Origin of the sequence: Roseovarius pacificus (assembly GCF_900142665.1) — a bacterium.
GTDB classification, from domain to species: domain Bacteria; phylum Pseudomonadota; class Alphaproteobacteria; order Rhodobacterales; family Rhodobacteraceae; genus Roseovarius; species Roseovarius pacificus.
On record NZ_FRBR01000001.1, the window covers coordinates 338,068 to 365,010 of the forward strand.

Below are 26,943 nucleotides of genomic sequence, written 5' to 3' on the forward strand. Positions count from 1 at the left end.
AATCATCCCCACAGATTTAGCCCCCGCGACAGGGGAACTCAAGCAATCCCCCGCAACCGATCACGTTCCATTGAAAGCCACATCAGGCACATGATCAGCGGGCCGTTATCGGCCTCGCCACTGCGCAACAGGTCCATGGCGCGCGCATAGGGGATGACATGCGTGCGGATATCTTCCGCTTCGCTGTCCAGCCCGCCCATGCCGCGTTTTTCCTCAGGCAGATCGCACAGCCCCAAAAACAAATGGAAATATTCCGTCGAACACCCCGGCGAGCAATAATGGCTGGAAATCCTTTCCAGCCGATGCAGATCGAGCCCGGCCTCCTCAGCGCATTCGCGACGGGCCGTGTCCTCCGGGGTTTCCCCGGCATCCACCCGCCCCGCCACCGGCTCCAGCGCCCAGGGCCGCGGATCGCCGCGCCCGAACGGCCCCATGCGGAACTGTTCCACCAACAGCACCCGGTCGGTGCGCGGATCGTAGGGCAGCACGATCGCCGCATCGCTGACCACGAAAACCTCGCGCCGCAGCAGAGCACTCTGCCCGCCACCGAATTGCGGATGACGCAGCGCATAATCCCGCGTCAGGAAAAACCCTTCATGCGGGGTCTCGACATGATCGACCTCGACCCTGTCCGCCCCGGTCGCGCTGCGCAGATCGGCGGGCACCCCCGTGGCCGCAGCCACCCGCGCCCCGGCACGGGACAGGATCATCGGCATCCGCCACGCCAGTTCCTCTGGGGTCTTGCGCCCGAAATACCCCATCGCCTCGGCACAGGCCGCTTGCGCGATCCCGCCCCAGCGGGGCTGCCAGTCTCCGAATGTCCAGTCCCGCGCCGCCTCGGGCGCGTGCGGTGTCACGAAACAGATGGCCCCGGCCCCCTCCGCCGTTTCGGCCCCCACCTCTTCGGCGCCCAGCCCCCCGGCCAGAAACCGCAGCCGCGTCAGAACCTCCGGCGGGACATCCCGCACCAGCAGCCCCGCCGCCGAATGCCCCTCCCGCGCCACCAGCGCGGGGAAACACGTCCTGTCATCGGTTTTCAGCGCATATCCGGGCAGTTCGGCCGCCTGCGCGCCAAGCGCACCGGCCTGCCCCGCAACGATGTCCAGCACCGGGGCCCACGCCAGGGGTCCGCACAGGAACAGCGCGCCCGTCACGTCATGACCAACGCCGCGCAACCCACTCACCGATCAGCCCGGTCACCAGACCGGCGATCACAAGCGCTCCGATCACCTGCGCATCGACCAGAACCAGCGCGTATTCCGTCATGATCTTGAACATGGCGTTGATCGCCTGCATCAACCCGGTAAAGCGCCGGTCCAGCGCCATGGCCAGCATCTCGTTCAGGCTCTGGACGAACAGCCCCCAGAACACCAGCGCCACCGCGCCGGTCAGCCCCGCGCTCAGCGCGTTGGGATAGCCCCGGCCCAGCCGTTTGCCGACCACGCGCCAGCCCACCAGTATTCCCAGCCCGGCATTGACGAAATTGAACATCCCGAAATCCGTGCCCTCGGGCATCAGCGGGCGGATCAGGTCCGAAACCAGCCACCCGGCCGCCCCCAGCAGGATCGCCGCCACAAGGCGGCCCATCGTCGGCATGTTGTCTGTCAGCGGCATCAGGACGGCCTTGCAATCGTGATCTGTGTCACGTCGCAATTACCCCCTTGGAACGCTCCCGCACAAGAGGTCAGATAGAAATTCCACATCCGGCGGAACCGCTCGTCAAAGCCAAGGCGCGCCACATCGTCCCATTTCGCGTTGAATGTCTCGTGCCAGCGGCGCAGGGTCTGGCTGTAGCTCTGCCCGAACTCGACCGAGCGCCGCACCTGCAACCCGGCCTTTTCCACCTCGGCGCGCAACACCGCCGGGCTGGGCAGCATCCCGCCCGGAAAAATGTACTTCTGGATGAAGTCCACCCCCTTGCGATAGGCGTCCCAGCGGTGATCGGCCACGGTGATAATCTGCAAGGTGGCCTGCGCGCCGGGGCGCAGACGCTCGCGCACCGTCGTGAAATAGGCCGGCCAGTATTGCTGACCGACCGCCTCGAACATCTCGATACTGGCGATCCCGTCATAAAGGCCCGTCTCGTCGCGGTAATCCTGCAAGCGGAACTCCACCCGGTCCGACAGCCCGGCCTTCGCGATGCGCGCCTGCGCGTAATCGAACTGCTCCTGGCTGATGGTCAGCCCCGTCACCTTCAGCCCCCGCTCGGCGGCGGCATATTCGGCGAACCCGCCCCAGCCGCAGCCGATCTCAAGCACATGATCGCCCGGTTGCGCCCCCATCTGATCGACCATGCTGGCGTATTTCGCGATCTGCGCCTTTTCCAGGCTCTCCTGCCCGCTTTCGAAAAGCGCGCTGGAATAGGTCATCGTATCGTCCAGCCACAGGCTGTAGAACTCATTTCCCAGATCGTAATGATAGCTGATGTTCCTGCGCGCCTGCGCCTTGGTGTTGCGCTGCAACCAGAACCGGATTTTCTCGTAGAACTGCGCGATCACCTGACCGGGATAGCTGTTATACATCTCGTCGTTATCCGCGTTCACCAGATCCATGAAGGATTGCAGGTCGGGCGTGCTCCACCAGCCCTCCAGATAGGCGTCGCAAAATCCCAGATACCCCTCGCGCACCATCCGGGCAAAGACATCGCCCTGATGCACCGCGATGTCCGCCACCGGGCCGGGGGCCGTGCCCCCCGCCCTGAAAACGCGCCCATCGGGCAGGCGGATGTCCAGACGCCCCTGTTTCAGGTTTTTCGCCGCCGCGAAACATTGCTCGAAATAGCGCGGCAGGCCCTCCTGTCCGCCGGTCTCCGTCAGGATCATGGTTCCGGTCCGTCCCTGTTGCATTGCAACAAGGCTAGGTCGCGAAACCCCCGTCACGCAAGGATTTTCGCGCCCGCATCAAAAGCCCCGGCGCTCATAGGCGTCCAGCGCACGGGCGCGCCCCTCCGTCACACCGACCACCGGATCGGGATAGTCATCCCTCGCACTCAGCCCCCAACTGCGCGGGATCGCCTCGAAATAGGACAGCGCGGTTTCGCTCGGCTGACGATACGCTTCGGCGATCCAGCGCCGCCGATATGTGCCCTCGGGGTCGAACTTTGCGGCCTGCGTTTCGGGGTTGAACACCCGGAAATAGGGCGTTGCGTCCGGCCCCGACCCGGCACACCACTGCCAGCCCATCGCGTTGCTGGCCGGGTCCCAGTCGGTCAGGCAGTCCTCGAACCATGCCTGCCCGATCCGCCAGTGGCACAGCAAATGTTTGGTCAGGTAGCTGGCCACGATCATCCGCGCCCGGTTATGCATCCGCCCGGTGACATACATCTCGCGCATCGCCGCATCGACAAAGGGAATGCCGGTGCGCCCCTGTTTCCACGCGATCACATGCGGATGGTCCTTATCCTCGTTCCACGGAAACGCCGCCCATTCCTGGCGCCAGTTGTCGCTGACAATACGCGGCGTGTGCCATGCCAGATGATAGGCGAACTCGCGCCAGACCAGCTCTTTCAGCCATGTCTCGGCCCCCGCCTTGCCCTCGTCCATCGCGCGCTGGCCCGCATGCCAGCACCGCCGGACCGAGATTTCCCCAAGCGCAAGGTTCTCCGACAGCCCCGAGGTGCCCTCGACCCCCGGCATATCGCGCTGCTCCCCGTACCCGGCAATCGCCGCGCCCATGAACGCACCCAGACGCCCCTGCGCCGCCTCTTCCCCGACGCGCTGCCAGGGCAGGCACACATTGGCCCCCCGGTTCATGGCGCGGCCCAACTGCCAGTCGTCCAGCGCATCGCTCACAGGCCACGCCTCCGGCGCCGGGATGCGCGCGGGGGCAGATTCGGGCGCAGGAACGCCGCGCTCGCGCACCGCCGTCCAGAACGGCGTATAGACCTTGTAAAACCCGCCGGTCTTTGTCTCGACGCTCCACGGCTCGAACAGCAGATGCCCGACATGGCTCTCCGCCTCCAGCCCATCGGCTTTCAGCCCCGCCTTCACCCTGGTATCGCGCGCGACGCTGTCGGGATCGTAGGCGCGCGACCAGTACACCGCCCCTGCCCCGGTCTCGGCCACCAGATCGCGCAGCACCTGCAACGGATCGCCCCGGCGCAGGATCAGGCGGCTGCCCGCCGCCTCCAGCCGCTTGCCCAGATCGGCCAGCGACAGCCCCAGACGCCATTTCGGCGCGGCGCCCAGCCCTTCGCTCAGCGGATCGAGGATGAAGACCGGCACCACCGGCCCGCCGCGCGCAATCGCCGCCACCAGCGCGGGATGATCGCTCAGCCGCAGATCGCGCCGCAGCCACAGGATCGTCGCCTTACCGTCCCTCATATCCGCCCCTTCGGTCATTCAGGCATGTTACGGCCTGTCATCGGGACCGGATCAAAGAATGTCGTCCAGCGCATTCAGAAGCTTGTCGATCTCCTCCCGTCGGGTGTAATGCACGAAACTCAGCCGCAGCACGCCCTTGTTCCGGTCGATCCCCAGGGCCTTGAGCGGGCGCACCGCATAAAAATCGCCGCCCCCCGCCATGATCCCCCAGTCCGCCAGGTCCGCCGCCGCTTCGATTGCCGGGCGGTTCAGCGCCACGGCCACCGTCGGCGCGCGTTGCGCCGCCACGTCCGGCCCCAGCAGGCGCACGGCATTGCGCCCTTTCAGATGATCCAGAAGCGGCTGCAACAGCTCCTCCTCATGGGCGCGCATCAGATCGTGCACCCCCTGCCCGCGCTCGGATGCGTCGCCGCCGATCCCGTGACGGTCGGCCAGCGCATCGACATAATCGGCCATCCCCGCACAGGCCGCCACCTGCGCATGATCCGGCCCCGCCGGGGTGAACCGCTTGTAAAGCACGTCGCCATTGAAGAAATGCGCCTGATTGGGCAACAGGCTGCCCAGCTCGCGCCGGATCACCATGATCCCCTGATGCGGTCCATAAGTCTTGTAGGCGGAAAACAGGTAGATATCCGGCCCCATGCCGCCCACGTCCGGCACCCCGTGCGGCGCATAGCTCACGCCATCGACGCAGACGAACGCGCCCGCCGCGTGGGCGGCGGCGGTGATCTCGACCACCGGATTGATCGCGCCGATCACGTTGGAACAATGCGGGAAACACACCAGCCGCACCTGTTCGTCCAGCAGCGACTCGAGGTCTTCCAGCCGCAACAGACCGGTTTCCGGGTCGATCCGCCACTCGCGAATCTCGATGCCCTCGTCGGCCAGCCGCCGCCACGGGCCGGAATTGGCCTCGTGATCCTGATCGGTGACGATGATCGCCTCGCCGGGGCTCATCCACTGGCGAAAGGCCTGCGCCAGAACATAGGTGTTCTGTGTGGTCGAGGGGCCGAAACTCAGCTCATCGGTCGCCACGCCCATCAGCGCCGCCAGCCGGGTGCGCGCCTCGTCCATCTCCTCGCCCGCCAGGCGGCTGGCCTCGTAGGGGCCATAGGGCTGCACCTTGCGCTGGCGGTAATAGCGCTCCAGCCGCGCGATCACCGGCGCACAGGTATAGGACCCGCCCGCATTCTCGAAAAACGCCTGATCCTGCAATGTCGGCTCGTCGAAGGCGGGAAACTGCGCCCGCACGAAATCAATATCGAGTGTCATGGTCCCTCCTGCCGGTCCGGGCCCACTGAAATGCAAAAGGCTCCGGGGAACAAGCCCCGGAGCCCTTTCAATCGTCCGTGGCGGCGTTTACCGCTTTTCCGAGGCCAGCCCGCGCCAGATGGCATAGCACATGACCAGCAGAACCAGCGTGAACGGCAGCCCGGTTGAGATCACCGCCGACTGGAGCGACGCCAGCCCGCCCCCGATCAGCAGCACGATCGCCACCGCGCCCTCAAAGATGCACCAGAACACGCGCTGCGCCACCGGGGCATCCACCTTGCCGCCCGCGGTGATCGTGTCGATCACCAGCGACCCGGAGTCCGACGAGGTGACAAAGAACACCACCACCAGAATGATCCCGATGACCGAGGTGATGGTCGCCAGCGGCAGTTGCGACAGCATGTAGAACAGCTTGAGTTCCAGCGCCGCGTTCTTCGCCCCTTCATAGCCGTCCGCCACCACCTGGTTCAGCGCGGTGCCGCCAAAGACGGTCATCCACAGAACGCAGACCAGCGTCGGGATCAGCAGCACGCAGATGATGAACTCGCGCACGGTGCGGCCACGGCTGACGCGGGCGATGAACATGCCCACGAAGGGCGACCAGCTGATCCACCACGCCCAGTAGAACGCCGTCCAGCCCTGGCTGAAGTTCACGTCTTCGCGCCCGAACGGATTGGACAGCGCGAAAAGGTTCTGGAAATAGGCCCAGAGACTGTCGAAGAACAGCGTGATCAGAAAGATCGGCCCGCCGACAAGGAACACGAACACCAGCAGCAGCGCCGCCAGCCCCATGTTGATCTCCGACAGCACCTTCACACCGCCATCGAGGCCGCGCACCACCGAGACCAGCGCCACCGCGGTGATGCCCGAAATCAGGATGACCAGCAGCAGCGGATTGTTCGCAACGCCGCTTTCCTCGCTGTTGCCATAGGTGATGCCCATGAAGGCGCGCGTGCCCTCGGCGGCATCGCCGCTGCCGAACAGGTAGGTCAGCCCCGAGGCCGTCTGCTCCGCGCCGAAGCCCAGCGAGGTCGCCAGACCGAACAGCGTGGCGAACACCGCCAGCGTGTCGATGATATGGCCGGTCCAGCCCCAGACGCGCTCGCCGAAAATCGGATAGAACGCCGAACGCAGCGTCAGCGGCAGGCCCTTGTTGAAGGAAAACAGCGCCAGCGCCAGCGCCACGACCGCATAGATCGCCCAGGGGTGCAGCCCCCAGTGAAAGATCGTGGCCGCCATGCCAAGGCGTTGCGCCGCGGCTTCATCGCCGCCCGCGGCCCCCAGCGGGGCCCAGTCCGTGCGCAGACCGTCCTCCATGGCGGTGCCGCCCAGCGAGCTCGAGAAATGGCTCATCGGTTCCGAAACCCCGAAGAACAGCAGCCCGATGCCCATGCCGGCGGCGAACAGCATCGCGAACCAGCCGGTATAGCTGTAATCGGGGGTCGCATCGGCCCCGCCCAGGCGCACGCTGCCATAAGGCGTGACGATCAGCAGAAGGCAGAAAATCACAAAGATGTTCGCCGCGCCGAGGAAGAACCAGTCGAACCCCTTGGTCACCGCCGAGAACATCCAGCTGAAGGCGTTGCTGGCCTGATCCGGCAAGGCCAGCGCGTAGAACACGAAGGCGACGATGGACAGCCCCGAGATCAGAAAAACGGGATTGTGAATATCCAGCCCGAAAGGCCCGATTTTCGCTTCGATATTGTCCTGACCGATCTCGTAATCGGTGTCGATCAGGTCCGAATGCCCTTCCGGAGCAGGGATTCCCTGATTCGTTGTATCATCTGACATGTATGTCCCCTCTATACTGCAACTCAGGCTGAGAATTCCGGCGCGTTTCTGTCGGGGAAGCCCCGCTTTTGCACGCGCTCCGGGCGATGCCCGTTGCTCCCTGGTGTTACCGGATCGCCGCAAACAAGCGTCCGGACTCCCTTATTTTATGACGAGAAGGCGTACCGCCCTGTTCGCTCTCATTGCCCGAGCGTAACAAGCGGCCTTCCGAAAAAGCAACCAATTGCGGCTTCTTTTTGTGTGAATCCGACCTGCGTGACAATTTGCGGCCTTCAACCGAACCGCGAATCATCCGCGCGGGCTCGTCCCCGGTTGACGGATTCGCGCCGGCGGGCCCGCCCTAGCCGTACCGCCCGCCGCGCTGCAAGACCTCGATCTGATAGCCGTCGGGATCGGCGACGAAAAAGAAAGTCGCGATCACCGCGCCGCCCGGTGCGAACTCGACAATCTGGCGCGGGGCCAGCCCCTCGGCCTCGAACCGCGCGTGTTCGGCGGCCAGATCGTCCACCGAAAACGCCAGATGCCCGTATCCGTCGCCCAGATCATAGGGCTCATCGCGCCCCTTGTTCACCGTCAGTTCCAGCTCGAACCCGGTTTCGCCGTTGCTGAGGTAAACCAGCGTGAAATCGTCGAAATCCAGCCGGTCCGCCACCTCCAGCCCAAAGGCCCTGCGGTAGAACGCGACCGAACGCGCCTCGTCCAGAACCCGGATCATGCTGTGAATCGCCTTGGCCATGCGATGCCTCCTTGCCTGTGCACGGTTTCCGCGCCGCAGATCGAAACACCCCGGCGCCCACCCTCGCGGCATACGCCCTTTGGCTCCGGGTGCAAACAGGTCGCAGGGCGATCATGCAACACCTGAGCGCCCCACCACACCGGCCCCATGCCCGGCCCGGACTACAAGGCCGGGCCGCCATGTTGCGCCCGGAAAGGACCTCCACAGGCCCAATCCGAACCACGACCTCATCCGATGTCGATGGCCGCTGAGCGGGATGACACATCATCCATGCAAGCCGCGCATCGCCAGACCGCGGGATGGCGATCAAACGGTCCTTCAGCACAGTTTATGCCCGCCAAATCCGAAAGAGATCAAAGCGGCGCACCTACGTCACCAAATCGCCAGCCCATACGGGCGGTCTGGCGATGCGCGGCGGCCTGCGGCCGCTGCCTCGCGCGAGTGGAAAGACCTCTGCGGATACGATCCGGATAGCAGCCGGACATGGTGCCGATGGCCGGTATGCGGACAAAGCCGACCTCTGGTTTTTATTTGAGGATGTCTGCTTTTCAAACGGCTACCGCCTACAGACTTTAGCTAGTATCAGAAGTTAATAGGTGTTTATGACAAGCTCCTTCACCACACGACCTCTCAAATGGATCTTTTTCGAGGCCGCATTTCGCGCCCAGTCGGGTCTGTGCCCAAAACTGATTCATGCAGGCCGCCGATAATCTCTCGCGTCGGTTCAAGATTTTCATCCGTTGCGACAAGACACCAACCGGTGTCTCGGACACGTTCATCTTCTTCGTCATAAAGCGAAGGATCATCCAACAAGTAGCACAATCCCGAGATCATTTCCGCTTGCGAACAACGCACCAAATCGACGATGTCTGAACGATCGACACCAAGTGACAGCATACGTTCTAAAGCGTGACCTTGGCCGGAAAACGGCCCTTCTGGATTGCGACGCGCGGATTCGATTATTCTCTCAATCCAGCTATCATCTGTTTCATCTACAACCTGCGCCCAAGCTTGTTTAAGGAAAAGGTATCTATGAAGTTGCGGTATCTTCTCTTGAATTTGCGAACTGGCCCATTGTTCTGGTCGTTGCGCTCCTAATGCTCGAAAAAGTTCGGTGAGCTGGTGGTCTTGATCAGCCATATTAAAGTTCTCCAGCAGAGGTCAAAATCTGGTATCACGCTGTCATTGAAAGACATTCTTCACAACACCAAAGGAGCCTTTCGTTCGAGCCGCAGCATTGGTTGTTTTTTGGGCTCTATCCAGTCATTCGCTGCAAGCGGTGCCGATGGCCGGTATGCGGGACGGAGTGGACATTGCCTTGCCCGGACTCAAGGCGCGCCTTGCGCGCCGCCGGGCATCGCCCGACCGCCCCCCGGGCGGGCGATCCTGCATCGGCAGCCCACCGAATTACCGTTGGATGCGACTTCACCATAAATCACCATCGAAAGACCGGCGCTCGCCCACCCGCGGTCGGGCAATGCCCGGTGCACAAAGTCGTCGTCGGACTCAATCCAGACATCTGCCCCATCGCCCGGCCTCACCCCGTACGTCCATCCAACTCACCTCGCTCGTTCACGGCCTTCACACGTCGCGCCGACATCCCGGTTATGACATAAACTGATTAACCGGGCGTTACCCCGATGCCCGCCGGTCTCCGCAATCGTCCTCACCCGCCCGGTTTGCGCCCCTGATGGACACAAATATCCGAACACCCCCCGATTTTCGTACGAAACCCGCGTACACATCGTACAAAACGTACGAAACTCTCCCCTTTGCAAATCGCGCGCGGCTCCCTATATTCATCCTGTCCCCTCGGGGACTATGGACATAAACGCGCTCGTAATAAGCGGATCGGACCCGGGGGCGGTACCCGGCGGCTCCACCAAAAAACCTTTCGTTGGAGGGGGTTAGGGGGCCGAAACAGGATCGACGAACGTCTAAAGGGGTTAGCTTTGTCCCGGTGAGATACCACCGTTATCGGTTCGCTAAAGCATAATTGCCAACGACAATCGTGCTCCGGTCGCCGTTGCTGCGTAAGCAGTAACAAGACCGAAATCTTAAGCCCAGCCCTCTAGCAAGGTCTGGCGGGGTTCGCAGGCACCTGGCAACAGAAGCCTGCACTTCACCTTAAAAACATCCCTCAACCAATTGAATTTATGATATTTTCATGACACGCGCCATGTGTGGTGAAAGCGCTTGAAATACGTGGCGCGCACTGTATCACCGCTATATGCGCCCCGATCTTGTTAACCTTTTCCGCGTTTTCGCCCGCATCGGCCTGCTGTCCTTCGGCGGCCCCGCCGCGCAGATCGCCCTGATGCATACGGAACTGGTAGAACGCCACAAGTGGCTGGAAGAAAAGCATTTTCTGGGCGCGCTGTCGTTCTGCATGCTGCTTCCCGGTCCCGAGGCCATGCAACTCGCCACCTATTCCGGCTGGCGTCTTCGTGGCGTTCCCGGCGGCCTGATCGCGGGCCTGCTGTTCGTTCTGCCCGGCGCAGTGGTGATCCTCGGGCTGGCATTGGGCTATGCGCATTACGGGCAAGTTCCTGTTATTCAATCGCTTTTTACGGGCATCAAGGCGGCGGTGATCGTCATCGTCCTGCAGGCATTGCTGTCCCTGGCCCGCCGCGCCCTGACCCGCCGCACCGATTGGGCGCTGGCCATCCTGGCCTTTGCGGCCATGTTCTTCCTGTCGCTCCCCTTCCCCCTGATCATCGCCGCCGCCGCCCTCACCGGCCTGCTGCTGGCACCCCCTGCAGGCGCGCCTTCGGCCCCTCTCCCCACCCATCGGACCCCGCCCCGAACCCTGCGCACCATCGCCATCTGGTCCACTCTCTGGGCTGCTCCGGTCCTGATCGCGTGGATCATGAATGCAAGCTTTCTCACTGATATTGCACTGTTTTTCTCGAAGCTCGCCATCGTGACCTTCGGCGGGGCCTATGCCGTCCTGGCCTATATGACGCAGGCCGTGGTCGAGACCCACGGCTGGCTCAGCACCGCACAGATGATCGACGCACTGGGCCTCGCCGAAACCACGCCCGGCCCCCTGATCCTCGTGACCGAGTTCGTCGGTCTGCTCGCCGGGTTCCAACAGGGCGGCACCGCTCTCGCCCTTATGGCGGGCGCCATGACCCTCTGGGTCACCTTTACACCTTGTTTTCTATGGATTTTCACCGGCGCCCCCTATGTCGACGCCTTGCTGGCCCGCCCCCGTCTCAAAGGCGCGCTGTCCGGGATTTCGGCAGCGGTCACCGGCGTCATCCTGAACCTGTCGATCTGGTTCGCGCTCCATGTTCTGTTCGGCACCGTCACACGCGGGGAGTTCGGGCCGACACCGCAACTCGACAGCTTCCAGCCCCTCAGCGCCGCATTGACCGTGCTGGCCGGTGTTTTGCTGCTATGGTTGCGTCTGCCAATGACCGTTGGCCTCGCCCTGATGGCCGTCACCGCCGGAGTCGTGCATCTTGTCACTTGACGCCTCTTTCGTTTTGGATTGAATCCCCTATGCTGCGGCTCAGGAGGACAGCACAACCCATGTCTGCTTCGATTGATTACGGAAAACTGATGCACCACGCCATGCGCGGTCTGATCCGTCAGGTTCTGTGCGATGTTCGCGATCACGGCCTGCCCGGCGTGCATCATTTCTTCATCACTTTCGATACCACCCATCCGGACGCGCAACTGGCCGATTGGCTGCGCGAACGCTACCCCTCCGAGATGACGGTTGTGATGCAGCACTGGTTCGACAATCTGGAGGTCACCGACGAAGGGTTTTCGGTCACGCTGAATTTCGGAGACGCGCCCGAGCCGCTTTATATTCCCTATGACGCGATCCAGACCTTTGTCGATCCGTCCGTGGAATTCGGCCTGCGCTTCGAATCTCCCGACGAAGATGCGCCGCACGATCCCGACCCCGATCACGAGCCCTCCACCGATGGCCCGGACAACACCGGCTCGGACGGTGAGGAGCATCACGATGCCGAGGTCGTCAGCCTCGACAGTTTCCGCAAATAGCGCATCCATCTGCGTGAAGTTTTCTTGAAGATTTCTGCGTACCGCTTGTCCGTCGCGCGGCAACGGCTATGCCTTTCCCGACACGACAGCCAGCGCGGAGAGAGAACATGGCAAGCGGTTTCGGATTGTTTCTGGGCGAGGTCCTGCGCCACCCCACCGAGGTCGTCGCGATAGCGCCTTCCTCCGCCGCCGTTGCCCGCCGCATGACGGACGGCCTTGACGGCATCACCGGCCCGGTGGTCGAAATCGGCCCCGGAACCGGCAGTTTTACCCGTGCGATCCTTGCCCGCGGCATCGCCCCCGAGCAACTGACCCTGATGGAAACCAACACCCGGTTCTGCGACAGCCTCCAACGACAATTTCCGGGCGTGCGGGTTCTCAACCGTCCCGCGCAAGAGATCGACCAGATCGGACTTGAAGGGATTTCCGCGGTGATTTCCGGTGTTCCCGTACTGGCCCGCCCCACCATTCAGCGCGAGGTGGTCGGGCGCGCATTTAACGTCATGGCCCCTGAGGGGTTCTTCAGCCAGATCACCTACAGTCCCAATGCGCCGATTGCCCCGCCAATGCAGCGCGAACTGGGCCTGCGCGCCGAAAAACGCGCCACGGTCTGGGTCAATCTGCCACCCGCCCGCGTATTTGTGTTCCATCGTATACATCATTGATCTTTCCGCTCTATCCGATAAGAGAAAACAACCTTTCGCGATGGAGTACAGATCATGACCGCCACCCGCACAGAGACCGACAGTTTCGGCCCCCTCGAGGTTCCCGCCGATAAATACTGGGGCGCACAGACGCAGCGCTCGTTGATGAACTTTCCCATCGGCTGGGAAAAGCAGCCCGTCGCCATCGTGCGTGCCCTTGGCGTCATCAAGAAGGCCTGCGCACAGGCCAACAAGGCCAATGGAGACCTCGACCCGAAACTGGCCGACGCCATCGTTCAGGCTGCGGGCGAGGTGATCGAAGGCAAGTTCGACGACAACTTTCCGCTGGTCGTCTGGCAGACCGGCTCGGGCACGCAGTCGAACATGAACTCGAACGAGGTGATCGCCAACCGCGCCATTGAAATCCTCGGCGGTCAGATCGGCAGCAAGGAACCGGTTCACCCCAACGATCACTGCAACATGGGTCAATCCTCGAACGATACCTTCCCGACCGCCATGCATATCGCTACCGCGATGAGCGTGCGTGACGTTCTGCTGCCCGGCCTTGAAAAGTTGCTCAAGGGGCTCGAAGCCAAGGCCGAGGAATTCAAGGACATCATCAAGATCGGGCGCACCCACACGCAGGATGCCACGCCGCTGACACTGGGACAGGAATTTTCCGGCTATGCGCAGCAGGTCCGTCAGGGGATCGAGCGCATCAAGGCCGCCCTGCCCGGCATCTACGAACTGGCGCAGGGTGGTACCGCCGTGGGCACCGGGCTGAACACCAAAAAGGGATGGGGCGAACAGGTGGCCGCCAACATGGCAGAGATCACCGGCCTGCCCTTCGTGACCGCGCCCAACAAGTTCGAATCGCTCGCGGCCCATGACGCCATGGTGTTCATGTCCGGCGCAATCGCGACGGTGGCCGGGTCCTGCTACAAGATCGCCAATGACATCCGTTTCCTGGGCTCCGGCCCCCGTTCGGGCCTGGGCGAGTTGATCCTGCCGGAAAACGAACCGGGATCGTCCATCATGCCGGGCAAGGTCAACCCGACACAGGCCGAGGCGCTGACACAGGTCGCCGCCCACGTCATGGGCAATGACGCCGCGATCAAGTTCGCCGGCAGCCAGGGCCATTTCGAGTTGAACGTCTACAACCCGATGATGTCCTACAACCTGCTGCAATCCATCCAGCTTCTGGGCGATGCCGCCGACAGCTTTACCGAGCGTATGCTGAACGGCATTCAGGCCAATGAGGACCGGATCGAGAAACTGATGCGCGAATCCCTGATGCTGGTCACGGCACTGGCACCTGAAATCGGCTATGACAATGCCACCAAGGTCGCCAAGACCGCGCACAAGAACGGCACCACGCTCAAGGAAGAGGCGATCGCGCTCGGGTTCGTGGACGAGGACACCTTTGATCGCGTTGTGCGCCCCGAACAGATGATCGGCCCCAAGGGCTGAGGGCGCGGATTTGAACGGCACTCGTCAGGGCGGTCCAATGGGCCGCCCTTTTTCATCTGCTGGACGAATGCAGAAACCGGTATATGGTTAACCCCATGAACAATGTCATCAACCTGAACCAGTTCCGCAAACAAAAGGCGCGGGCCGAAAAACGCGCAAAGGCCGATGAAAACGCCGTGCAGCATGGGCGCAGTAAGGCCGACAAGGCGCTCGACACTGCGCGCGCCGAAAAATCCCGGCAAGACCACGAGGCGCATAAGCGCGACGACGAATGAAACACCCAGTGCCTTTTCCTGTTCCAAAATACCTTGCGGGAGTCGTCGCGCACAGCGACAGGAGCCGCGCCCCCGCCACGTCATGACAGGACGGCCCGTCAAACACTCGCTCACCCTGCGTGGGCACCGCACCAGCGTATCGCTCGAAGACGAGTTCTGGCAGGCCTTCCGCGACATTGCACACCAGCGCGGCCAGCCGCTCAATGCCCTGGCCGCCGAGATCGACGCCGAGCGTGGCGTGGATATCGGCCTCGCCTCGGCGATCCGGCTGTTCGTGCTGCGCCACTATCGCGATCGGGTGCGTTGAAGCCCTCAGACCTTGCGCGCCACGATGAACCGGCTGGGCGGTTTGGCCGGATAGTTCCCCGTTTCCAGTATCTCGAACCCTTGCGCACGGATCGCCTTTTCCAGATCCGCGATGTCGAGAAATTTCACCGGGGGCGCCTTGCCTATCATTTGCAGCCCCGCGATCAACGCCCGGAAATGCCAGGCATTGCGCCCAAGACAAACCGTTTTCGAAATGAACACCCCTCCGGGCCGCAACAGCGCGCGCACCCGCTTGATCGTGGCCTCCATATCGTCCAGCAGGTGCAACAGGTTAAACGCCAGAACCGCATCGAATGTCCCCGGCGCGAATGCATCGCAAAACGCATCGGCTTGCCGGAATTCGACATTCGCACCGGGATGATCGGCCAGCTTTTCACGTGCGATGGCCACCATCTCGGATGAAATATCGGCGGCGGTCAGATGCGCAACCGCCGGCGCGAGCTTGAGCGCCGTGGTGCCGGTTCCGCAGCCCAGTTCCAGTACCTTGTCGTCCTCGCCCAGATAGCTGCGCGTCAGGGCCAGTGTCGTTTCATAGGCGGTTTCATCCCGCACAGGGCGCGCGGCGTAGCGACGTGCGACACCGTCCCAGAAGGTCCTGCCTGTCATGGCAACGTCTCCTTGTCTCGGGATGTCAAGGCCATCACCGTGCCGGATCAGGCTGGTTTACGATCCGCCGGAGCCTGCTCCATCAACGCATCCTCCTGACCGGCCTCACAGATAAGCCGATACAAATGCCACGTCGCATGGCCCAACAACGGCAAGACTATAAACAGTCCCAGAAACCCCGGTATCAGCGCAACAAAAGTCACCACGGCAATGAACACGCCCCAGACGAGCATCGGAACCGGATTGGCCAGAACCGTCTGAAAACTGGTGATCATCGCGGTCACGAAATCCACCTCGCGATCCAGAAGCAGCGGCAAGGCCACCACCGTGATCATATAAAGCAACAGCGCAAACCCCGCCCCCACTATCGTGCCGACGGCGAGCATCGTCAGCCCCTCCTGTGTCAGGTAGACATCGAACGAGCTTGAAATATTGGTCATTGTCGAAAAGCCGAGGAACAATGCGAAAATCATGTGCGCCAGAAAGAACCAGAACAGGAACATGATGATGATCACCGCGCTGATCGACGGCAGTTGCCGCCGCCGCTGATGTGCAATGACGCCGAAGACCGCGCCGGGTTCCAGCGGCAGCCCTTGTTCCAGCCGGTGACTGACCTCGTACAAACCCACAGCCGCAAAAGGCCCGAATAGCGGAAATCCGACCGCAGCGAAGATCAGCCAGTAACTTTGCCCGGTGACCCATGTGATCCAGACCATGATCCAGCCGATCACCACATAGACCCCGCCGAAGATCAGGGCATATCCGGGAGCGCGCTTCATGTCGGTCCCCCCCCGGCGCAGTGCCTCTTTCAGCATATCGAACGTCACCATGCCCAATTCGGGCACGCCAAGCGGCTTGCTCTCCTCCATCATCATTGCGCGGTTTCCTCCCTGTTGAGGGAAGACTAGCCAAGCAACGGCAATGCGCAAAGACAGAATTCCGCTTCCGATCCGGCAAGGCAGGCGCGAAAGGCCGGGGCTCAGTCCTCGCCCTGTGCCTCGGCACGGGATTTGCCGCTGACATTCATCGCCAGCGTGGCCGCCATGAACTGATCCAGATCGCCGTCCAGTACGCCCTTGGTGTCGCTGGTTTCGACGCCGGTGCGCAAATCCTTGACCATCTGATAGGGCTGCAACACGTAGGACCGGATCTGATTGCCCCATCCCGCATCGCCCTTGGCCTCGTGCGCTTCGTTGATGGCCTCGTTGCGCTTGTCCAGTTCCAGTTGGTAAAGCCGCGATTTCAACGCCTTCATGGCGATATCGCGGTTCTGGTGCTGGGATTTTTCGGAACTGGTCACAACGATCCCCGTGGGATGGTGGGTGATCCGCACCGCCGAATCCGTCTTGTTGACGTGCTGCCCACCCGCGCCGGAACTGCGGTAGGTGTCGATACGAATATCGCTCGGGTTCACCTCGATTTCGATATTGTCGTCGACCACGGGATAAACCCAGACCGAACAGAATGACGTGTGCCGCTTGGCCGCCGAATCAAAGGGCGAAATACGCACCAGGCGATGCACGCCGCTTTCGGATTTCAACCAGCCATAGGCGTTGTGCCCGCTGATCTTGTAGGCGGCGGATTTGATTCCGGCCTCGTCCCCCGAGGTTTCAGACTGCAACTCGACCGTATAGCCATGCTGCTCGGCCCACCGCACATACATCCGCGCCAGCATCGACGCCCAGTCACAGCTTTCGGTGCCACCCGCCCCGGCGTTGATTTCAAGGAAGGTATCGTTGGCATCCGCTTCGCCGTTCAGCAGCGCCTCCAGTTCCTTGGCAGCGGCTTTCTTGGCCAGTGCCCTAAGCGTTTCCTCGGCGTCGGTGACGATATCCTGATCGTCTTCCATCTCGCCCAGTTCGATCAACTCGACATTGTCGTTCATGTCCTGCTGAATCGAATCGTGGGTTTCAATGGCGTCGACAAGGCTCTGCCGGTCTCGCATGAGTTTCTGCGCCTTGGCCGGATCGTCCCACAGGTTGGGATCCTCGACCCGCGCATTGAACTCCTCAAGCCGATGCCTGGCGGTTTCCCAGCCCATCCGCTGGCGCAACAGCTCCAGCGAATTTTCGATTTCGGAAACAATGGTCTGGATTTCGGCGCGCATCTGCATGTCCTTGGTCTGCTCAGATGCGGGTGATACCGCAGCGCGCGATGCCGGGCAAGATGCCGTGCACCGGGCGCGAAACGGTATCCGGGTCATCCCTTGTTTGAGGGCAGCGCCTAGTACAAACCGCCCGAACTCATGCTGCCAAAGCTGGCCTTGCCCCCGACCGTGGCCTTGCGTCCGGTCGAGGTGGTCACCTCTCTGACCTGTTCGGTTTCGCCGCGCTTGAACAACTCCAGATCGGTGCCCATCGCGAAACCACCCGTCACGTTAAAGCCAAAGACCGGCTCTTCCCCGTCGCGGAAATACTCGGCCACCACGAAATCGCCCTGTGCATCGTCAGCCAGACGCGCGCCTGTGAAGCGATCGATCTTGAGGAAATGGCCGCCGGGCGGCACCTCGAACGGCCCGCCACCGTATTTCTTGATCGCCTCCGACATGAACTCCTGAAACACCGGACCACACATCGACGATCCATAGGCGCGCCCCCCCAGGCTGCGCGGCTGGTCATAGCCGATATAACACCCGGCAACGATATTGCTGGTGAATCCCACGAACCACACGTCCCGCGCGTCGTTGGTGGTGCCGGTCTTGCCTGCCACGGGCACCGGCAGATTGATCACGCCGCTGGCCGTGCCGCGATCCACCACGCCTTTCATCATCGACGTCAACTGATAGGCGGTGATCGCATCCATGACCCGTTCGCGGTCCGAGACGATGCGCGGCGCACGCGTACGCGGAATGCCGGGATCGTCGCAATCGACGCAATTGCGCGGATCGTGCGAATAGACGGTCTTGCCGTAGCGGTCCTGCACCCGGTCCACAAGCGTGGGTTCGACCCGTTCACCGCCATTGGCAAACATCGCATAGGCCGCCACCATGTTATAGAGCGTGGTTTCCTCGGACCCCAGGGAATTGGCCAGAAACTGTCTCATGTCCTCATAGACACCGAACCGCTCTGCATAATGGGCGACCACATCCATCCCGACCTCCTGAGCCAGACGAATGGTCATCAGGTTCCGCGATTGTTCGATCCCCGTGCGCAACGGCGTGGGACCATAAAACTTGTTGGACGAATTGCGCGGCCGCCAGATACCCTGCGGCGTGTCGATTTCGATCGGGGCATCGACCACGATTGTCGCGGGGCTGTATCCGCTGTCCAGCGCGGCGGCATAAACGAAGGGTTTGAAGCTCGACCCCGGCTGGCGTTTTGCCTGGGTGGCGCGGTTGAACACCGAATGCTGATAGGAAAACCCGCCCTGCATCGCCAGAACGCGGCCCGTATTCACGTCCATCGCGACGAAACCGCCCTGCACCTCGGGTACCTGCCGTAGCGTCCAGCGAATGAACTCCCCGCTATCCTCTTCAATCATCTTGCGCACAAGCACGACCTCGCCGCGCTTGAAGGTTTCCTGAAAATTGCCCGGAAGCCACGCAATATCGTTGCGCGGCACCACATGCGGCGCGTTTTCGTCCGCCGCGACGCCTTCGATGCCAAGACGCATCTGCTGATCCTCGATCTCGAGGATCACCGCCGGATGCCATCTTCCATCCAGTTCGATGTCTCGCGGCACCGCAGCTTCGGACAGGGCCTTGCGCCATGCCTCTTCGCTCTCCAGCGCCTCTGCGGGAAGCACCACGCCCGTTCCCCGCCAGCGGCCCCGGCCACGGTCATAAATCTCCAATTGCCGGCGCAATTCCTGCGCCGCCTCGACCTGCATTTCGGGATCGATCGTGGCGCGTACACTCAGACCGCCACTAAAGAATTCACCCTCCCCGAAATCCTGGCTCAGCTGGCGGCGGATTTCATCGGTGAAATAATCGCGCGGGGGCAATCCGGCGCTGAACGGCTCGAAATCGCCGTTCTGAACCGAACGCAGCGGCTGCGCCACCTCGGTTTCATAGGTCGCCTGATCGATATACCCGTTTTCATACATTTCTTTCAGCACGAAATCACGCCGTTTCAACAACCGCTCGCGATTGCGCACCGGATGGAAATCCGACGGCGCCTTGGGCATCGAAGCCAGCATCGCCGCCTCATGCGGGGCAAGTTCACGCAACGGCTTGTTGAAATAGGTCTGGGCGGCGGCGGTGACGCCATAGGAATTCTGCCCGAGGAAAATCTCGTTCAGGTAGAGTTCGAGGATCTTGTCCTTGCTCAGCGTTTCCTCGATCCGGGTGGCAAGGATGATTTCCTTGATTTTGCGCTCGATCCGCCGATCCCCCGACAGCAGGAAATTCTTCATCACCTGCTGGGTGATCGTGGACGCCCCGCGCACATTCTTTCCGCGCGAACGAACCGCCTCGACAATCGCCGCGGCGATACCGCGCGCATCGTACCCGCCATGGGTATAGAAATTCTTGTCCTCCGCGCTGATGAAGGCCTGTTTCACCAGATCGGGAATGTCTTCGGCAGGTGTGAACAACCGGCGCTCACGCGAGAATTCGTCGATGATCCGCCCTTCGCCGGAATAGATCCGGCTGATCGTCGGCGGCGTGTAATTGGCCAGCGATTCGTGACTCGGCAAATCCTGACCATAGATATGGAAAACCGCCGCGATACTCAGCGCGATCAGCATCAGCCCCAGCGTCAGCAGGCTGAAGATCGTTCCGAAAAATGTTCCAAATGCCCTGAGCACATCAGCCCCCGCTCGGTTTCACCGCTTCATATAGGCATCCCCGGCAGGCCCGTCAAAACACATCTTGGCCCGCCACGCACCACCAGCATCTCACTGCCGCACAAGATCGGCCGTCGCCGCATCCGCAATCTGCCAGGCGGCCAACGCATCGCGCAACGCCGCGGCCATTTTCGCGCGCCATGCCGGGTCGGACAGATTCTTCAGATCCCGGGGACTGGACAGAAAGCCAAGTTCCAGCAGCACAGAAGGGATGTCCGAAGATTTCAGCACCGAAAATCCCGCATGCCGCAACGGGCGCGAATGCAGCGGCAGGCCGTAATCCTTCAAGCCAAGACGGATCGCCCCGGCCAGCCGCTCGGCCCTCGGCTGCGTTTCCAGGCGCGCCAGATCCATCAGCACGTCCGCCACCACGTCGTCCTTGCCGCTCAGGTCCACCCCGGCCAGCATATCGGCCCGGTTATGCCGCTCGGCCAGCGCGGCACTGGCCTTGTCGCTGGCGCTGTCCGACAGGGTGTAAACCGTCGCGCCATGCGCCCGGCCCTCGCTCAGTGCATCTGCGTGCAGCGAAATGAATACATCCGCCCGCATCCGATGGGCGAGCGCCACCCGCCGCTCCAGCGAAACAAAGCTGTCATCCTCGCGCGTCAGCGCCACCTCGAACCCATCGGCGCGCAGCAAAACCTCTTTCAACTCGCGTGCGAAGGTCAGCATCATGTCTTTCTCGGCAATACCCGCCACCTCGGCACCGGGGTCGATCCCTCCGTGGCCGGGGTCCAACACGACAACCAGCGGAGCCTCGCCCCTCTGACGGGGGCGCCTCTCTGCCTTCAGTCCCTGGCCCGGGGCCTCCCATCCCGGCAGGGCCGGTGCCCCGGCGGCGGCCGCGAAATCCTCCTCCGACACTGGCAGCAGGTCCATATCCAGTTGCGCGCGCCCCGTTTCGGCATCGACCGCCAATCCCACACCAACAGGCGACAAGGGCTCGGACAGGTCCAGTACCATTCGCGACCAGCCGGGGCGAAACCCGCCGACGCGCACCGCCGACACCTTGCCGCTGCGATCCAGCGCCGCGGCCTCCACGCCCTGCCAGTCCACCTCGCGGAAATCCAGCACCAGTCGCGCCGGATCGGCCAGCGTGAACACCCGGTAAGGAACACCCTGGCTCAGGCTCAGCGCGATCCGCACACCATTGCCGCTGTCCTCGATCGCACTTGCCCCCGGGTCCAACCGCGCCAGGCCGCTGAAATCACGCTCCTGCGCCCCCGCAATCCCGGACCACATCGCCAGCATCACGGCCAAAATCATCCTGATCATACTGCTCATCCGCCGTTCATCCGGTCTGTTGCTTGACAGGGTACACCACCGGCGCCGCACTTGCACAGCCCTGCCCTTCTCCTGCCCGAAAATATCCTGAGGGTGAGGCCAAAGGCCGAGGGGGGCAAAGCCCCGTTGCCCCGTCAGACAACGCCGCGCGCCTTCATGAAACGCACCAACCGGTCCAACCCCTCTTTGATATCTGCCGTCGCGCGAGCATAGGAAAACCGGATCGTCCCGCCGCCGCGCACCGGATCGAAATCCAGCCCCGGCGTCACCGCCACCCCTGCCTGATCCAGAATTTCGGCAGCAAAGGCGCGGCTGTCATCGGTGATATGGCTGACATCGGCGTAAACATAAAACGCGCCGTCCGGCGGCGCGATCCGGTCGAACCCGGCCTTGGGCAATCCCTCCAGCATCAGCGCACGATTGGCGCGGTAGACCTCCATGTTGGCCAGCAACTCGTCATGGCAGTCCATCGCGGCCAGAGCCGCCACCTGGCTCGCGTGTGGCGGGCAGATGAACAGGTTTTGCGCCAGCCGCTCGACCACGCGCACATGATCTTCGGGGACCACCATCCAGCCCACACGCCAGCCGGTCATGCTGAAATATTTGGAAAACGAGTTGATCACATAGGCCTCGTCGCTGATCTCCAGCGCGCTCACCGCCTTGGCCTCGTATTCGATGCCGTGGTAAATCTCGTCGCTGATGAAGCTGGCCCCCTGCGCTGCCGTAGCCTCCATCAGCGCCGCCAGATCGTCACGGCCCAGCATGGTGCCCGACGGATTTGCAGGGCTTGCCACCAGAAGCCCCTGCAAATCGCGCCCGTCCAGATCGGCAGAGACCGGTTGCAGGCGGTTTTCCGCCGCCGTTTCGATGTCGACCGGCACAAGGTCCAGCGCCCGCAGGATCTGGCGGTAACTGGGATAGCCCGGAGCGCCGATGCCAACCCGGTCCCCGGCATCGAACAGTGCCGTAAACGCAAGGATGAACCCGCCCGAACTGCCCGGCGTGATCACCACGCGCTCGGGGTTCAGGTCGAGATCGTACCATTCTCCATACAATTTCGCGATCCGCGCCCGCAGCGCCGGCAGGCCAAGCGCCACCGTATAGCCCATCGGCTGATCGTCCATCGCCTGCGCCAAAGCCGCGCGTGCGCCCTGTGGTGCCGGAGTGCCCGGCTGGCCAACCTCCATGTGGATGATACGGCGCCCGGCCTCCTCGGCGCGGCGTGCGGCCTCCATCACATCCATCACAATAAAGGGATCGACCCCGGATCGGGTTGAGTTCCGCATCGCTTTCTTCCTAGACTGCCCGTAATATGCCCCGTTTCGCCCGGAAAAAGGCCTGCCGTCAATGCAAGTTCTTCGCCTTCTCGTGATCAGTGCGCTGATTGGGCTGACCCTGTCCACCCCGGCACGCGCGCTGTCACTGCTGCGCGATCCCGATATCGAATACGCGCTGAAACAACTGGCCGCGCCTCTTCTCAAGGCGGCGGGCCTCAGCCCGACACGTGTTGATATCCTCGTGATCGACGACCGCAGCCTGAACGCTTTCGTGGTGGATCGCGAACATATCTTCATCCATTCCGGCCTGTTGTTGAAAATGAAAACAGCACCGATGCTGCAGGCAGTGATCGCGCATGAGGCAGCCCATATCGCCAACGGCCACCTGATGCGCCGCACGGTCAACCTGCGCACCGCGCGCACTGCCGCCGGGCTGGGGGCCGCACTGGCCGCGGCTGCGGCCGTTGCCGCGGGCGCGGGCGAAGCCGCCGGCGCTGCCGCCATCGGGGCCAGCAACTCGGCAATGCGCATGTTCATGTCCCATACCCGCGCCGAAGAAAACGCCGCCGACCAGTCCGGCCTGCGCTTCATGGCCCAATCCGGGGTCGATCCGCAGGGCGCAGTCGAAGTCATGGATATCTTTCGTGGGCAAGAGGCGCTCAGCCGCTACCGCCAGGACCCTTACGCGCGCACGCACCCGCTGTCCGCCGACCGCTTCCGCGTGGTGCGCCGGCTGGCCGCAGGGTACGCCGACAAGACCCGCGACAACCCGGAAGCGAATTACTGGTTCGCCCGCGCCAAGGGCAAACTTTCAGCCTTTCAGCGCGCCCCCAAATGGACGCTCAACCGCGCTGGCGAATTCGGCTATGCCGACGTCAAGCTGATGCGGCAGGCGGTCGCCTATCACCGCCTCTCGCAAACCTCCAAGGCGGTCCGAACCATCGACCAGGCTATCGCGCACCGTCCGAACGATCCGTTCCTGCTGGAACTCAAAGGCCAGATTCTGATGGAATCGCGCAATTTCGGGGCCGCCGCCGCCGCCTATGGCCATGCGGTCAACATGGCACCGGACAACGCTCTGATCCTCGGTTCCTATGGCCGCGCGCTCATGGCGCAGGGACAAACCGGCAAGGCTCAGACATATCTCGAAAAAGCCCGCTCGCTGGATGGCCGTGACGCCCGCGTGATGCGCGATCTGGCCGCCGCCTATGCCCAGCAGGGCAACAAGGGCATGGCCTCGCTGGTCACCGCAGAACGCTACGCCATGACCGGACGGCTGGAAGATGCCGGTCTGCATGCGCAACGCGCCTCTGATCTGTTGCCGCGCGGCTCCACCGGCTGGCGCCGCGCACAGGATGTGTTATCTGCGGCCAAAGCCGCTGAAAAGAAACGGAGATGACTGAATGAAATTCGCCCCCCTTGCCGCGCTGGCCCTTGGCGCCACCCTGGCCATGCCCGCACAGGCGCTGGACCTGACCTCGATGACCGACGCCGAGCGCGAGGCCTTCCATGCGGAAATCCGCAATTACCTGATGGAAAACCCGCAGGTCATCATGGAAGCGGTCGCCGTGCTGGAGCAACGCCAGCAGGAACAACAGGCGCAAGACGACATCGCCCTGGTAAAAGACAATTCCGAGGCGCTGTTCAACGATGATTCCTCGTGGGTCGGCGGCAACCCCGAGGGTGACATCACCCTCGTCGAGTTCCTAGATTACCGCTGCGGCTATTGCAAACGCGCCTTCCCCGAAGTCGAAAGCCTTGTGGAAACCGATGGCAACATCCGCGTGGTCGTCAAGGAATTCCCGATACTCGGCGAACAATCCCTGCTGGCCGCGCAATTCGCCATTGCCACGCTGCAAACGGCAGGGGATGAGGCCTACAAGCAGGTGCACGATGCGCTGATGACCTTCAACGGCGACATCTCCGAACCCGCGCTGCGCCGCCTGGCCGAAGGTTTCGGCATCGACGCAGATGCGATCATGGCCCATATGGGCAGCGACGAGGTTGCCGAAGTCATCGCCGCCAACCACGCGCTTGGCCAGCGCATGAACATCACCGGCACCCCCACCTTCGTCATGGATGAACAGATGTTGCGCGGCTACGTTCCGCTGGACGTGATGCAACAAATCGCCGCCGAGGTCCGCAAGGACAGCTGATGCACCCGCCAAATCACATCACATGGGGCCTGCCGATTGCGGCGGGCCTCATTGCGCTGATGGTCGCCCCAGCCGGGGCTGAGACCGATTTCACCAACCTCACCCCGACGGAACGCGCCATTCTGCACAACGAGCTGCGCGAGGTCCTGCTCAGCGTTCCCCAACTGCTGCCCGACGCGCCCGCACCGCAAATCGACCCTTACAAGGATGCCGTCGCCGATGACCTGACCCGGTTATCCGAGCGCGAAGAGGCGCTTTACGGCGCACATTTGCCCGGCTTTGGCCCGCCCGATGCAGCGCTGACCATCGCACTGTTCACGGCCCCCGACTGCCCGGAATGTGATCGGGCGCAGGCCGATCTGCGGACCTTGGCCGAAACCCACGACTTGCGCGTCACGCTGATCGACATCACCGAGCAGGCCGATCTGGCCCGCGCGCTGGAGCTGGACGTGGCCCCGTCCTATGTGCTGCCCGACATGATGTTGCGCGGGCATATCCCGCCCATCGTTCTGGAACGTTATCTCAGCCGGTAAAAGCTGTTCAGCCGCCCATTGGGGCCATCAGTTCCACCTCTTCACCATCGCGCAGGGCGGTATAAAAACAACTGCGCCGGTTCGTGTGGCAGGCCGGGCCGGTCTGGTTGACCTGCAACAACAGACAATCTCGGTCGCAATCCACCCGGAAATCCACCAGGTCCTGCACGTGTCCCGAAGTCTCACCCTTGATCCAAAAGGCCTGCCGCGACCGGCTCCAATAGGTCACGCGCCCGGTCTCCAGCGTGCGCGTCACGGCCTCGGCATTCATCCACGCCATCATCAGAACCTCCCCCGACTGCGCATCCTGCGCGATTGCCGGAATCAGGCCGCGTTCATCGAATTTCAGCGTGGCGGGATCGAAAGACATGCTTGAAAACCTTTTGCATCTGGTGTCAGGGCCTCTATCTATTGGGTCAGAAACGAAAGGGAAAGTCATGAGCGGCGAAACCGACCTGATCAAGCTCTACTCGGCGCGTATTCTCGAACTGGCCGCCGATATCCCGCATCACGGGCGACTGGATGCGCCCGATGCATCGGTCAAACGCCGCGCGCCGCTTTGCGGCTCGACCGTCACCGTGGATATCCGTACCGACGGAGAGACGATCACCGACTACGCCGCCGAGGTAAAGGCGTGCGCCCTCGGGCAGGCCGCCGCCAGCATCGTGGGCAGGCATATCATCGGCTGCACCTACGATCAGGTGGTCGCGGCGCGCGACGCGCTGAAAGAGATGCTCAAGCATGACGGCCCCACCCCGCCCACACCGTTCGACGGGCTCGAAGTGCTGCGCCCCGCACAGGATTACAAGAATCGCCACGCCTCGATCATGCTGACGCTGGAAGCGACGGTCGAGGCAATGGAACAGGCCAGGGCAGCCCATTCCTGCGCCTGACGGCGTCAATCAATCCCGCGAACCAGAATCGCAATCACTGGCCGAACATCTTTATCCGTCGCCTATACGGCAACGTTTGATGCCCCCTTTGGTCGTGCAGGCCGCAATCCCCGATCCACCGGCCTTGAAGCGTGTCGGCGCAGCTTTGCTTTGGGCTGGCGTGGTGCCCTGATTGGCGCGTTTATCGGGACTGGTATTGTTGCGGGTGTCTTTCATCGGTGCAGGTGCGGCTTGATCGTCCTGCGGCACGTCTGCGGCATGCGCCCCGATGCGCCCCTTGATTGTCTCGACATACCCGGCGAAGCCGAGTTCGACCATGCGGGTTCCGGATTTTTGCGCCTGCTGATGGTAATCAATCCCCAGCATAACCAACGCGATGACGACGACCAGAACCAGATTGTGCCACCTGAACATTTCAAATGCCCCATACCGCATAACATATGTGGCGGTAAAACCATTCGACTAAGACTTCAAAATGGCAGGGCCGCGGCGATTTCGGGCCTCAATGCCTACGGCACCAAACAAAAAAACCGCCGCTCACCCGGCTGGGCGGCG

General features: G+C 62.5%; 26 protein-coding genes, 1 other RNA gene and 1 pseudogene. 11 read left to right on the forward strand and 17 right to left on the reverse strand.

Annotation, left to right across the window (positions count from 1 at the left end; genetic code table 11):
* Positions 1 to 38: 38 nt before the first annotated feature.
* The 8 genes from BUB53_RS01655 to BUB53_RS22370 all read right to left on the reverse strand — a co-directional run bounded on the left by BUB53_RS01655 (position 39) and on the right by BUB53_RS22370 (position 9,261).
* A complete protein-coding gene (locus BUB53_RS01655) occupies positions 39 to 1,175 on the reverse strand; it encodes an NUDIX domain-containing protein (protein WP_084728787.1) in 1,137 nt (378 codons plus the stop codon).
* On the reverse strand, positions 1,156 to 1,614 hold the full coding sequence (locus BUB53_RS01660) for a TrgA family protein (protein ID WP_084728789.1): 459 nt from the start codon (positions 1,612 to 1,614) through the stop codon (positions 1,156 to 1,158). Before BUB53_RS01660 ends, BUB53_RS01655 begins: the two co-directional genes overlap by 20 nt.
* A complete protein-coding gene (locus tag BUB53_RS01665) occupies positions 1,614 to 2,822 on the reverse strand; it encodes an SAM-dependent methyltransferase (protein ID WP_073031986.1) in 1,209 nt (402 codons plus the stop codon). Before BUB53_RS01665 ends, BUB53_RS01660 begins: the two co-directional genes overlap by 1 nt.
* Before the next feature lie 78 nt (positions 2,823 to 2,900).
* A complete protein-coding gene (locus BUB53_RS01670) occupies positions 2,901 to 4,322 on the reverse strand; it encodes a cryptochrome/photolyase family protein (protein ID WP_073033664.1) in 1,422 nt (473 codons plus the stop codon).
* Positions 4,323 to 4,373: 51 nt separating this feature from the next.
* Positions 4,374 to 5,594 (reverse strand): aminotransferase class V-fold PLP-dependent enzyme, encoded by a 1,221-nt coding sequence (locus tag BUB53_RS01675; RefSeq protein ID WP_073031988.1) that lies wholly within the window; start codon positions 5,592 to 5,594, stop codon positions 4,374 to 4,376.
* Positions 5,595 to 5,681: 87 nt separating this feature from the next.
* On the reverse strand, positions 5,682 to 7,385 hold the full coding sequence (locus tag BUB53_RS01680) for a BCCT family transporter (RefSeq protein WP_073031990.1): 1,704 nt from the start codon (positions 7,383 to 7,385) through the stop codon (positions 5,682 to 5,684).
* A 340-nt stretch (positions 7,386 to 7,725) separates the two neighbouring features.
* A complete protein-coding gene (locus tag BUB53_RS01685; RefSeq protein WP_073031993.1) occupies positions 7,726 to 8,121 on the reverse strand; it encodes a VOC family protein in 396 nt (131 codons plus the stop codon).
* A gap of 630 nt (positions 8,122 to 8,751) precedes the next feature.
* The gene (locus BUB53_RS22370; protein ID WP_073031995.1) at positions 8,752 to 9,261 is read right to left on the reverse strand and encodes a hypothetical protein; all 510 of its coding nucleotides are present in this window, start codon (positions 9,259 to 9,261) and stop codon (positions 8,752 to 8,754) included.
* 627 nt (positions 9,262 to 9,888) lie between these two features.
* On the opposite strand from BUB53_RS22370, the gene ssrA reads away from it, so the two are divergent.
* From ssrA to BUB53_RS01725, 7 genes are all read left to right on the forward strand, one after another.
* Positions 9,889 to 10,243: a transfer-messenger RNA gene (gene ssrA / locus BUB53_RS01695) on the forward strand.
* A gap of 108 nt (positions 10,244 to 10,351) precedes the next feature.
* On the forward strand, positions 10,352 to 11,599 hold the full coding sequence (gene chrA / locus BUB53_RS01700) for a chromate efflux transporter (protein ID WP_073031997.1): 1,248 nt from the start codon (positions 10,352 to 10,354) through the stop codon (positions 11,597 to 11,599).
* A 59-nt stretch (positions 11,600 to 11,658) separates the two neighbouring features.
* Complete coding sequence (locus BUB53_RS01705; protein WP_073031999.1) at positions 11,659 to 12,138, forward strand: SspB family protein; 480 nt, start codon at positions 11,659 to 11,661, stop codon at positions 12,136 to 12,138.
* A 107-nt stretch (positions 12,139 to 12,245) separates the two neighbouring features.
* Entirely contained in the window at positions 12,246 to 12,803 is a 558-nt protein-coding gene (locus BUB53_RS01710) for a class I SAM-dependent methyltransferase (protein WP_073032001.1), read from the forward strand.
* Positions 12,804 to 12,857: 54 nt separating this feature from the next.
* Entirely contained in the window at positions 12,858 to 14,252 is a 1,395-nt protein-coding gene (gene fumC, locus BUB53_RS01715) for a class II fumarate hydratase (RefSeq protein ID WP_073032003.1), read from the forward strand.
* Positions 14,253 to 14,347: 95 nt separating this feature from the next.
* Positions 14,348 to 14,527 carry a DUF4169 family protein gene (locus tag BUB53_RS01720; protein WP_073032005.1) on the forward strand — a complete coding sequence of 60 codons (180 nt, stop codon included), beginning with the start codon at positions 14,348 to 14,350 and terminating at the stop codon, positions 14,525 to 14,527.
* Positions 14,528 to 14,609: 82 nt separating this feature from the next.
* A complete protein-coding gene (locus BUB53_RS01725) occupies positions 14,610 to 14,834 on the forward strand; it encodes a ribbon-helix-helix domain-containing protein (RefSeq protein ID WP_073032007.1) in 225 nt (74 codons plus the stop codon).
* Between the two features lie 5 nt (positions 14,835 to 14,839).
* Here the strand turns inward: BUB53_RS01725 and BUB53_RS01730 are convergent, their stop codons facing one another.
* The 6 genes from BUB53_RS01730 to BUB53_RS01755 form a co-directional block, all read right to left on the reverse strand.
* Positions 14,840 to 15,460, reverse strand: a complete 621-nt coding sequence (locus BUB53_RS01730; RefSeq protein WP_073032009.1) for a class I SAM-dependent methyltransferase — start codon at positions 15,458 to 15,460, stop codon at positions 14,840 to 14,842.
* A gap of 47 nt (positions 15,461 to 15,507) precedes the next feature.
* On the reverse strand, positions 15,508 to 16,335 hold the full coding sequence (locus BUB53_RS01735; protein WP_073032011.1) for a DUF2189 domain-containing protein: 828 nt from the start codon (positions 16,333 to 16,335) through the stop codon (positions 15,508 to 15,510).
* Between the two features lie 104 nt (positions 16,336 to 16,439).
* Complete coding sequence (gene prfB, locus BUB53_RS01740) at positions 16,440 to 17,567, reverse strand: peptide chain release factor 2 (protein WP_073033665.1); 1,128 nt, start codon at positions 17,565 to 17,567, stop codon at positions 16,440 to 16,442.
* A gap of 116 nt (positions 17,568 to 17,683) precedes the next feature.
* On the reverse strand, positions 17,684 to 20,146 hold the full coding sequence (locus BUB53_RS01745; RefSeq protein WP_373285764.1) for a penicillin-binding protein 1A: 2,463 nt from the start codon (positions 20,144 to 20,146) through the stop codon (positions 17,684 to 17,686).
* A gap of 150 nt (positions 20,147 to 20,296) precedes the next feature.
* Positions 20,297 to 21,520 (reverse strand): N-acetylmuramoyl-L-alanine amidase, encoded by a 1,224-nt coding sequence (locus tag BUB53_RS01750; RefSeq protein ID WP_073033666.1) that lies wholly within the window; start codon positions 21,518 to 21,520, stop codon positions 20,297 to 20,299.
* Positions 21,521 to 21,663: 143 nt separating this feature from the next.
* Positions 21,664 to 22,815, reverse strand: coding sequence for a pyridoxal phosphate-dependent aminotransferase (locus BUB53_RS01755; RefSeq protein ID WP_073032016.1), 1,152 nt, complete (start codon positions 22,813 to 22,815; stop codon positions 21,664 to 21,666).
* 61 nt (positions 22,816 to 22,876) lie between these two features.
* On the opposite strand from BUB53_RS01755, the gene BUB53_RS01760 reads away from it, so the two are divergent.
* Genes BUB53_RS01760 through BUB53_RS01770 form a run of 3 tightly spaced genes read left to right on the forward strand, consistent with a single transcriptional unit; the run spans position 22,877 to position 25,495 of the window.
* Positions 22,877 to 24,205 carry a M48 family metalloprotease gene (locus tag BUB53_RS01760; RefSeq protein WP_073032018.1) on the forward strand — a complete coding sequence of 443 codons (1,329 nt, stop codon included), beginning with the start codon at positions 22,877 to 22,879 and terminating at the stop codon, positions 24,203 to 24,205.
* A 4-nt stretch (positions 24,206 to 24,209) separates the two neighbouring features.
* Positions 24,210 to 24,962, forward strand: a complete 753-nt coding sequence (locus tag BUB53_RS01765) for a DsbA family protein (protein ID WP_073032020.1) — start codon at positions 24,210 to 24,212, stop codon at positions 24,960 to 24,962.
* Positions 24,962 to 25,495 (forward strand): glutaredoxin family protein, encoded by a 534-nt coding sequence (locus BUB53_RS01770; protein ID WP_084728793.1) that lies wholly within the window; start codon positions 24,962 to 24,964, stop codon positions 25,493 to 25,495. Before BUB53_RS01765 ends, BUB53_RS01770 begins: the two co-directional genes overlap by 1 nt.
* A gap of 7 nt (positions 25,496 to 25,502) precedes the next feature.
* Here the strand turns inward: BUB53_RS01770 and hisI are convergent, their stop codons facing one another.
* Positions 25,503 to 25,865, reverse strand: a complete 363-nt coding sequence (gene hisI / locus BUB53_RS01775) for a phosphoribosyl-AMP cyclohydrolase (protein WP_073032022.1) — start codon at positions 25,863 to 25,865, stop codon at positions 25,503 to 25,505.
* Between the two features lie 67 nt (positions 25,866 to 25,932).
* Between hisI and BUB53_RS23470 the strand changes: the two are divergent.
* Positions 25,933 to 26,226, forward strand: a pseudogene (locus tag BUB53_RS23470) (iron-sulfur cluster assembly scaffold protein); the annotation flags it as partial.
* Between the two features lie 71 nt (positions 26,227 to 26,297).
* Here the strand turns inward: BUB53_RS23470 and BUB53_RS23475 are convergent.
* Together BUB53_RS23475 and BUB53_RS01785 are read right to left on the reverse strand one after the other, a co-directional pair.
* Positions 26,298 to 26,366, reverse strand: coding sequence for a hypothetical protein (locus BUB53_RS23475; RefSeq protein WP_367397331.1), 69 nt, complete (start codon positions 26,364 to 26,366; stop codon positions 26,298 to 26,300).
* A 73-nt stretch (positions 26,367 to 26,439) separates the two neighbouring features.
* Positions 26,440 to 26,802 (reverse strand): hypothetical protein, encoded by a 363-nt coding sequence (locus tag BUB53_RS01785; RefSeq protein ID WP_143163109.1) that lies wholly within the window; start codon positions 26,800 to 26,802, stop codon positions 26,440 to 26,442.
* Positions 26,803 to 26,943: the final 141 nt, after the last annotated feature.

What these genes read in the sequence shown, in the direction of transcription:
- BUB53_RS01680 (WP_073031990.1), bottom strand. Translation starts at nt 7,385, where the DNA reads ATGTCAGATGATACAACGAATCAGGGAATCCCTGCTCCGGAAGGGCAT.
- BUB53_RS01750 (WP_073033666.1), bottom strand. Translation starts at nt 21,520, where the DNA reads ATGATCAGGATGATTTTGGCCGTGATGCTGGCGATGTGGTCCGGGATT.
- BUB53_RS01765 (WP_073032020.1), top strand. Translation starts at nt 24,210, where the DNA reads ATGAAATTCGCCCCCCTTGCCGCGCTGGCCCTTGGCGCCACCCTGGCC.
- BUB53_RS01770 (WP_084728793.1), top strand. Translation starts at nt 24,962, where the DNA reads ATGCACCCGCCAAATCACATCACATGGGGCCTGCCGATTGCGGCGGGC.
- BUB53_RS01720 (WP_073032005.1), top strand. Translation starts at nt 14,348, where the DNA reads ATGAACAATGTCATCAACCTGAACCAGTTCCGCAAACAAAAGGCGCGG.
- BUB53_RS01785 (WP_143163109.1), bottom strand. Translation starts at nt 26,802, where the DNA reads ATGTTCAGGTGGCACAATCTGGTTCTGGTCGTCGTCATCGCGTTGGTT.
- BUB53_RS22370 (WP_073031995.1), bottom strand. Translation starts at nt 9,261, where the DNA reads ATGGCTGATCAAGACCACCAGCTCACCGAACTTTTTCGAGCATTAGGA.
- BUB53_RS01760 (WP_073032018.1), top strand. Translation starts at nt 22,877, where the DNA reads ATGCAAGTTCTTCGCCTTCTCGTGATCAGTGCGCTGATTGGGCTGACC.
- BUB53_RS01685 (WP_073031993.1), bottom strand. Translation starts at nt 8,121, where the DNA reads ATGGCCAAGGCGATTCACAGCATGATCCGGGTTCTGGACGAGGCGCGT.
- prfB (WP_073033665.1), bottom strand. Translation starts at nt 17,567, where the DNA reads ATGCGCGCCGAAATCCAGACCATTGTTTCCGAAATCGAAAATTCGCTG.
- BUB53_RS01670 (WP_073033664.1), bottom strand. Translation starts at nt 4,322, where the DNA reads ATGAGGGACGGTAAGGCGACGATCCTGTGGCTGCGGCGCGATCTGCGG.
- hisI (WP_073032022.1), bottom strand. Translation starts at nt 25,865, where the DNA reads ATGTCTTTCGATCCCGCCACGCTGAAATTCGATGAACGCGGCCTGATT.
- BUB53_RS01665 (WP_073031986.1), bottom strand. Translation starts at nt 2,822, where the DNA reads ATGATCCTGACGGAGACCGGCGGACAGGAGGGCCTGCCGCGCTATTTC.
- BUB53_RS01730 (WP_073032009.1), bottom strand. Translation starts at nt 15,460, where the DNA reads ATGACAGGCAGGACCTTCTGGGACGGTGTCGCACGTCGCTACGCCGCG.
- BUB53_RS01660 (WP_084728789.1), bottom strand. Translation starts at nt 1,614, where the DNA reads ATGCCGCTGACAGACAACATGCCGACGATGGGCCGCCTTGTGGCGGCG.
- BUB53_RS01745 (WP_373285764.1), bottom strand. Translation starts at nt 20,146, where the DNA reads ATGCTGATCGCGCTGAGTATCGCGGCGGTTTTCCATATCTATGGTCAG.
- BUB53_RS01675 (WP_073031988.1), bottom strand. Translation starts at nt 5,594, where the DNA reads ATGACACTCGATATTGATTTCGTGCGGGCGCAGTTTCCCGCCTTCGAC.
- fumC (WP_073032003.1), top strand. Translation starts at nt 12,858, where the DNA reads ATGACCGCCACCCGCACAGAGACCGACAGTTTCGGCCCCCTCGAGGTT.
- BUB53_RS01705 (WP_073031999.1), top strand. Translation starts at nt 11,659, where the DNA reads ATGTCTGCTTCGATTGATTACGGAAAACTGATGCACCACGCCATGCGC.
- BUB53_RS01735 (WP_073032011.1), bottom strand. Translation starts at nt 16,335, where the DNA reads ATGATGATGGAGGAGAGCAAGCCGCTTGGCGTGCCCGAATTGGGCATG.
- chrA (WP_073031997.1), top strand. Translation starts at nt 10,352, where the DNA reads ATGCGCCCCGATCTTGTTAACCTTTTCCGCGTTTTCGCCCGCATCGGC.
- BUB53_RS01755 (WP_073032016.1), bottom strand. Translation starts at nt 22,815, where the DNA reads ATGCGGAACTCAACCCGATCCGGGGTCGATCCCTTTATTGTGATGGAT.
- BUB53_RS01725 (WP_073032007.1), top strand. Translation starts at nt 14,610, where the DNA reads ATGACAGGACGGCCCGTCAAACACTCGCTCACCCTGCGTGGGCACCGC.
- BUB53_RS01710 (WP_073032001.1), top strand. Translation starts at nt 12,246, where the DNA reads ATGGCAAGCGGTTTCGGATTGTTTCTGGGCGAGGTCCTGCGCCACCCC.